Annotated in this window: 4 protein-coding genes and 2 pseudogenes; 5 read left to right on the top strand and 1 reads right to left on the bottom strand. The window is 35.0% G+C overall.

Translation table 11 applies throughout. The features are described from left to right. The 5 genes and pseudogenes from AACQ81_RS00210 to AACQ81_RS00195 all read left to right on the top strand — a co-directional run. Positions 1–138, top strand: a pseudogene (locus AACQ81_RS00210) (IS5/IS1182 family transposase); the annotation flags it as partial. A 12-nt stretch (positions 139–150) separates the two neighbouring features. Next, positions 151–252, top strand: a complete 102-nt coding sequence (locus tag AACQ81_RS19615; protein ID WP_443089574.1) for an inverse autotransporter beta domain-containing protein — start codon at positions 151–153, stop codon at positions 250–252. Then, positions 215–3865, top strand: coding sequence for an inverse autotransporter beta domain-containing protein (locus tag AACQ81_RS00205; protein WP_443089575.1), 3651 nt, complete (start codon positions 215–217; stop codon positions 3863–3865). The genes AACQ81_RS19615 and AACQ81_RS00205 overlap by 38 nt, the downstream gene beginning before the upstream one ends. Positions 3866–4125: 260 nt before the next feature. After that, positions 4126–5688, top strand: coding sequence for a hypothetical protein (locus AACQ81_RS00200; RefSeq protein ID WP_237388315.1), 1563 nt, complete (start codon positions 4126–4128; stop codon positions 5686–5688). Positions 5689–5774: 86 nt separating this feature from the next. Beyond that, positions 5775–6659, top strand: a complete 885-nt coding sequence (locus AACQ81_RS00195; RefSeq protein WP_237388314.1) for a hypothetical protein — start codon at positions 5775–5777, stop codon at positions 6657–6659. A gap of 4 nt (positions 6660–6663) precedes the next feature. Here AACQ81_RS00195 and AACQ81_RS00190 read toward each other — a convergent pair. Then, positions 6664–6779, bottom strand: a pseudogene (locus tag AACQ81_RS00190) (IS630 family transposase); the annotation flags it as partial.

Raw genomic sequence — 6779 nt, 5'->3', positions numbered from 1 at the left:
CTCAGGCATTTGGTTGAAAACGCTTTTCTCCATTTGAAGCGCTGGCGTGGTATAGCGACCCGTTACGCCAAAAACAGTGCATCGTTTCTTGCCGCAGTCCAAATCCGCTGCCTTGCTCTTTGGTTGATTATTTCATGACGACGCCATCTAATGCCTCTTTATGATAACAAGACCGATTGGCTGTTTTTTTCCCAATTGGGTTATCGCAACAGAGATAGCCGGAATACGATTAATCTGGGTTGGTTTAGGTAGCCGCTATTTTTATCAGAACTGGATGTATGGATTAAATACTTTTTATGATCATGACCTTACTGGAAAAAATCAACGTTTGGGATTGGGGGGAGAAATCTGGGGGGATTATATTAAACTCTCCGCTAATACCTATTACCGTTTAAGTGATTGGCAAAAATCACGAAACTTTCAAGATCATCACGAACGTCCAGCAAATGGTTATGACATTAATGGGGAATTTTTCTTGCCTGCTTATCCGAGTCTGGGGATGAAACTGACATATGAGAAATATTTTGGTGATAACGTAGCTTTATTTAATCGTGATACCAAGCAGAAAAACCCCAGCTTGGCTACATTTGGTTTGACTTATACTCCGGTACCATTATTTACAATGGGAGTAGATTATAAACAGGGAGAAAGTGGTCATACTGAAACACAGTTTTTGGCAAACTTAAATTACAAATTTGGGGTGCCTATTAGTACTCAACTATTACCGGCTAATATGGCTTCGATGCGGACATTGGCAGGTAGCCGTTACGATTTGGTGGAAAGAAATAGTCATATTATTTTGGATCATCAAAAAATAAAAAAGGAAGAACTGATATCATTGGAACCTATTATTGGATACGGGCATCAAGATATAATAGCCAATGTACCCGTTCCCCCAGATTCTGATATTAAACAGATTCGTTGGGATGTCACGGATAAAGCATTTCAGAATAATCGGGGTAAACTTTCTGCTGATTCAGGTAAAAGCAATATCATTACTCTCCCCAGCTATCAAGAAACGCATGAAAATACTTACATGCTCGATATATTGCTGACAGATAGTCAGGGAAAAGAACAACTCGTTCAGGTTCCCATGAAAGTTTTGCCTTTTATGATAGATGGAAAAGTGAAGATAATTCCCCCTGAATCGCCACAATCAACAGGCAATAAAGAAAATGGGTATACCTTTGACTCACCTGTTATTACTTATAAGGGTTCACCATCAGGAAAAACGGTAAATAATGCCCGAATTGATAAAGTCACCTGGACAACGGAACCTGCTTTAGATAGTGATTCTGGTTTGGCGTTTATATGGAATAATCAATCTGCCAAAACAAATGAAAAGGGACAATTAACCGATGAAAAAGGGCAATTAATACCTAACATTTTAGTCAGCCAAAAACCGTATAACAACGTAGATGTTTATATGCAGCTGGATGGTGCTCCACGGCAAAAAATAGGTTCAGTGATGTTTAGCAAGAATAAGAATAAATCTCACGAATACCAGGTTAAAAATATCGTAGTGGATCATAAAGGCCCGCTTATTGCCAACAGTAAAAATACCTACATCTATACGGCCTATATCGTCGACGGGAATGGCAAAGCGGCGCCCGAAGGCCAGAAGATTACCAACATTCACTGGGATAAGAATAGTGATACCGCCGGGCTTAAATTTACGTTTAAAAATGGTGTGGATAGCACAGGGTCTGACGGAACACTGACGGCAACACTGAACAGTACGGCGGTTGTGGATAATGTCGTGGTTTCGCTTTCTGTAGAAGAACAGAAAACCCCCGTTTCAGCTAAGCCTGTCGCGTTTATTGCAGATAAATCAAGTTACCACATTGATGGTGGCCTGACCGTTAGCCCTGAAGGTCCTTTAGCTGTGGGTGATGGAAAATCTTATACCTTTAAAGCGACTATTGTTGATCGTGAAAATAAGCGGGTAATCAGTCAGCCAATTGATGGCGTTATTTGGAAAGCCAAAGATGACAAAGGGCAAGATGTTACATTAACCACACAAACAACGAAGACGAATGAAGCAGGGGAATTGATCGCAACACTGGATAGCAAGGTTCCATTAAATGGGGTGAAAGTTTCATTGGCTATTGAGAACCATGCTGCGGTTACAGCAGATCCGGTTTCGATTAAATCTGAAAATATTGATGTGACATGTAAGGCTAATGATGAAATTCCCGTATTGGTTGATGAAAGTTATATGTGTACAGCAAAAGTGACTGATGCGGTTGGTCAAGGAATCCCGGAAAAGACAGTGAATTGGATGGTTAAGGACCATTCAGCTCTTAAACCGACACCCCTTTCAGGTAAAACTAATGAGCATGGGGAGGTGATGGCAACATTAACTAGCAAGACTGCTGTTTCAGATATTGTCGTTACGGCTTCTATTGAGGGTCAGCCCGATCAAGGAAAATCCAAGGAACAAATTAATTTTATCTGGCCGGAAATTACCATCAATACATCACCAAAAGATCATGATGTTACTGTCGGTAGGCAAGAAAAATATTCCCTCATTGCAACCGTATGGCGTAAGAAAAATGAAACCGCATATAAAGGACAGGATATTAAATTCAAGTGGACTAAACCGCAACTTAGCGATGGTACAGATACACCGGATGTTATTTTATCACCATCACCGGATACTCTACAGTTTGTGAATCCCAATGATGGTACGTTGAAAGCGAATCTTACTGGCAGTAAGGCACAGCAGGTGAAAGCTTGCCTTGATATTGATGGCAGAACGCCCGCCTCGCCGGCGTGTTCAGTGTTGATGAATTTTATTGAACCACCGCCAGAGTTTAAGATTGCCAGTGTTGAAGTGACCAATTTTGATAAAAATAAGCCGTTGCAAGGTGATGGAATATCCGAGTATGAATACAGGGCATTGATTGTGACAAAAGATAAAAAAGTGGCCATTCCCAACCACACATTTAAAGGTGTGAATTGGATACATGATCACGACAAAATTAAAGAGAAAAAATTTCCTCCACCTGAAGCTTATTCACCCACTAACGAGGACAAATTTAAAACAGATGAGAAAGGATACTTATATGCAAAATTAAAGAGCCGTGTGGGGGTTAAAAATGTCAAGGTAACATTAAAAATACCTGAACCAGATGGTACTGAGGCGAAACTTGATGCAGATAAACAAGTGGCATTTAATCCTATTGTGCAATCTGCGGTGTTATATGTCTATAATGCTGATAAAAGCGAAAGTAGATACTTTGATAATACGAATGGTAAACGCCACCCGCATACTATTTTCGACACTTTACGGGGAGAATTAAGAGAATCCAGGAGTTCTGGTTCTTTCAACCAAGATGAAATTACTTATGGAATGCTTGATGTTGACTCACCACTATATAAAGATGAAATGTTATCATTTGGTACAGGAAGTGGTCCTATACTATTTCAAGCACCGGGTTCTGCCACAATAAACAAAGAAAGTGGAGAAATACAATTTTATGAATATAAAATATCTGCTGTCAAAATGACAAAAATAAGTTCTAGCAGTAATGGGTATACAAATATAACTGATAATATTGACTGTAAAAGAGAATCTTTTCTAACTGGAATGTATAATGATCTATATTCAGATAAGGAAGCTTCTAATCCGACAGACATTTATGCTCTGCATAATGAATTTGGTAATTTATATAATTGGGGAGTATTTAGTGGCTATCCTGAGATGGATAAAAACAAAGTCACTATTGTAGTAAAAAATACCAATCTTAATAATAGTGATGAGTTTAGAATTTGTGATTCTAAAAATAATGTTTTCGATGATTATTCAGAGGGAATCGTTTTATGTTACTTAGCTTATGGGAAAATAATTAATGAGACGTAAATGAACTATATAAGTAAGAATATATAACATTTTACAATGATAAAAAGTTATCAGTTGATAACTTTTTATCATTGGTTTTTTTGTTTCCGTGCCTTTATTCTAAAAATAACAAACTGACTTCTAAGGAATAGTAACATTGAGTTGTTATTTTGTAATCTTTAAGATATTAATATTAGAAGCAATTAATACAATAAATCTCTTTTAAATCAGGCAAGATAAATCAAATAATTATGGCTATTATTAAAATATGAGGTGATAAAATGCCGGATAAAAATAATAAAATGGAAATTTCAATTATAACTAATGCTGATTTAGTTATAGGTCAGTATGTTAGTTTTGTTGTGACATTAAGTTCGGATAAGCTCATTCTACCAAACAGGAATATTATCATTAAGAATAATAACAGTAATAACATAAAATTCGATGAGATGATTATTCAGCTTGTTTACGATCCTGATTCATTAACAGCGTCTCAAAAGTTGGGATTTACAGTGCTTAAGGAAGTGAGTGGTCAGCCTATAAAAGATGGCTCTCTTATTACATTTGACGTAACTACTGATGCAACTGCTGGTGGGAATGGTTTTGCACCTGTACCATTTACAGGTAAAGCGAATGAAATTGATCCAAATACATTATCATTTTTTATTGAAAAACCTTATCTACAAGTATTACCAGATGGTAATCAACCAACATATACCGCAATACATACCACTTTGAGAAATAAAAACACTCATAAAGAATTAATTGGTACACCTGTATTTATTACTTCATTAGCTGATCATAAAATGAAAGAGTTTATTTTTAAGGATGCTAAAAATACAAATGAAATCATTCCTGAAAAAGTTGGTCCGAATGAAGGATTAAATATTGCTTCAGATAATCAAGGGGTGGTGAAATTCTATCTTTACCCTAAATTATCTCTAGTGAACATACTTGAATTAAGAACTATTATTTTGAATACTATGTATGAAGCGTTCTCTAAGAAAATCTATGTAGTTAATTACAGTGATCCTGGCTATATGAATTCTATAGGGATACCAAGTATTCTTGGCTATGATCCCAGTGGTATATCTGCAAATGGAGGCGTTCCATATTTTCTAACATCGGTAGACAGTGACGATAATGAGTTGGAAAAAGGTGATATGATTTTGTTTTTCGTTAATGACCATTATATTGACCATGCGATACCTCTTGTGGATCCACAAAGCCAGTTAGATCAGTACACGATACAACTCCCTTATTCTATTTTTATACAAAATGAGCTGTCTCAATTTTCTTATACAGTGATTAAACCTAATGAGCATGCTCTATATTCGGATTTATTACCAGTGACTTATTTAGGGGGAATCCCTTATGAACCAGATCCGAAAGTTGAAAGAGGTTATAATACTTGCATAGTTCATACTAGTCTTGGAGTGGGTTCCAATAATATTATACCACCTAGTAATTGGATCAGTCCCGATAGTGTAATGCAATACCCTGAGTATAAGCATGATGGATTATTTATTGAGATTGTACGTTCTGATATTCATAATCCCAAGGCTACAGTAAATCCAGTTCCATTAAATATAACAGATATTACTCTAATTATGTATATAAATTCGGAAAATAAAAATTTCCAGAAACTTTACACTAAACAAATTACTTTAAATGAAATCGGTGGTACAGGTGGTAATGCAAATTCAATATTCTTCAATATTCCTTATAAAGATGTTACTGATATAAGAGGGAATGGTAGTATCAGCTTTGACTATCAATTTTATCTGAACGAAAATTTACAACATAGTGTAGCTTGGAATGGGCTAATTAATACTGTTAACTAGCTATTATATTGAGAAAATAGACAGTGGACACTTATTATAAATGTGCCCATAAGTTACCAAGTTTATCTTTTAAAGAGAATATAACTATGTCTGGTACAATAGAATTTTCTTTACCTAATAATGGTGATTTAGTAATAGGGCAAAGTTTTTTATTTACTGTGACAGTATCATGTGATAAAGATATAGACGATAATATCACTATCTCATTTTATAATAGTAAAAATATTACTGTACCATCTGATGACATCCTATTAATTTTAAAAGATAATAGGAAAAAGGCTATGGTAACAGTTACTCTTGTTGTATTTAACTCTTTGTCGGAAAATGAAGAGATTTATTTTTCTGTAAAAACATCATTAAATGATATTCAGCCAAAAACGCTAAAATATACTGCAAAAACAATTAATTCAAATTCATTAGAGTTAAATATCGATACTGTTTCTTTAGTAATGCCAGAATCATTTAATGATTCTCAAATAGGAGCTATATCAACTAAAGTTCATACTGTCTTAAGAGATAAAAAAGGTGTAGTACTATCAGGTGTTCCTATATTCATAAAGAGTAATATCATTGATCAGTTAGAAGAAGTATGTATTTATTCTGATGATGGAAATCTAATAATAAATATACAGAAGTTTGGCATATATTATGGTTTTTTCGTCAATTCAGATAACAAAGGAAAAGTGAAATTCTTCATCACACCTAGAAAATCATTACCGCTAGTTATTGAATTGTTTTCTATAATACCAAATTCAACTGATTTTGTTTCTTCTAAAAATCCTATTTTTATCACTGTTGATGATATTCAAGATAATCGGCAACCCTTAAATATAATCACTGCTATTGATGGTAATTTAAAATCAGAGGGAGAAAGTAAGTTCTGGGTAGATATGTCACCGTGTGAAGATTATAAACTTGGTGATTTTTTATTGTTTTTTGTTAACAAAGAATATAAGTACTATACTAAATAAGATTTCATAATTGTGATACACCCATTTTTCTCATCCCCGGTTTTTGCTGTTGTAAGGAAGCGGTTTCCATGAAGATTTTGACATGGTTAAGCAACTGCCACATAAATTGGCAGCAGTGGT

This window comes from Xenorhabdus sp. Sc-CR9 (genome assembly GCF_963897815.1).
Classification (GTDB): domain Bacteria; phylum Pseudomonadota; class Gammaproteobacteria; order Enterobacterales; family Enterobacteriaceae; genus Xenorhabdus.
Note: the sequence above shows the minus strand (reverse complement) of the source record. Positions and strands in the feature narration are given on the sequence as shown.